Origin of the sequence: Nguyenibacter vanlangensis, assembly GCF_013376155.1 — a bacterium.
Taxonomy (GTDB): domain Bacteria; phylum Pseudomonadota; class Alphaproteobacteria; order Acetobacterales; family Acetobacteraceae; genus Gluconacetobacter; species Gluconacetobacter vanlangensis.
The window spans coordinates 1-707 of the sequence record NZ_JABXXP010001097.1; the positions used below are offsets into that span (position 1 = coordinate 1).

At 70.2% G+C, this 707-nt stretch carries 1 protein-coding gene; it reads left to right on the forward strand.

Annotation, left to right across the window (positions count from 1 at the left end):
* Window positions 1–707, forward strand: a 707-nt coding sequence (locus HUK84_RS21470; protein WP_176641955.1) for an acetate--CoA ligase family protein, incomplete at both ends; no start/stop codon positions are given.

Sequence of the window (707 nt, forward strand, 5' to 3'; positions counted from 1 at the left end):
CCCCGGCGCTGGGCGAACTGGTCGCGGTACTCGCGCTGCACCTCCAGCACCTGGCGGCGCAGGACGGCGGACGCGCCATGGCGCGCGCGACCCAGGCGCCGGACGAGGTCGATGTTCTCTACAGCTACGAATCCGAGGATATCGGCCTGGAAGCCGGCGAGGTCGCCTGCGACATGCTGGTGGCGATCGCCCGCGCCGACGAAAAGGGCGAACCCGACCTGCAGGACGACATCGCGCGCTTCCTGCGCTATGCCGACCGCCGGTCGCTCGGCCCGTCGGCGATGGAGCTGGTGCGCTCGGCCAACGCGCGCGACATCCCCGTCTATCGCCTGAACGATGGCAGCCTGATCCAGGTCGGACAGGGCAAATACCAGCAGCGCATCGAGGCCGCGCTGACCAGCAAGACCTCCCATATCGCCGTCGAGATCGCGTCGGACAAGAATCTCAGCAATCGCCTGCTTGCCGATCTGGGCCTGCCGGTGCCCCGGCAGCGCGTGGTCTACGAACCGGACGCGGCCCTCTCGGCGGCCGAGCGGATCGGCTTCCCGGTCGTCGTCAAGCCCCTGGACGGCAATCACGGCCGCGGGGTCAGCGTCAACGTCACCGACGCGGCCGGGGTGGCCGCCGCGTTCGCCGCGGCCGAGCGCGAAGGGTCGGCGGTGGTCATCGAATCGATGATCGCGGGCGACGATCACCGCCTGCTGGTG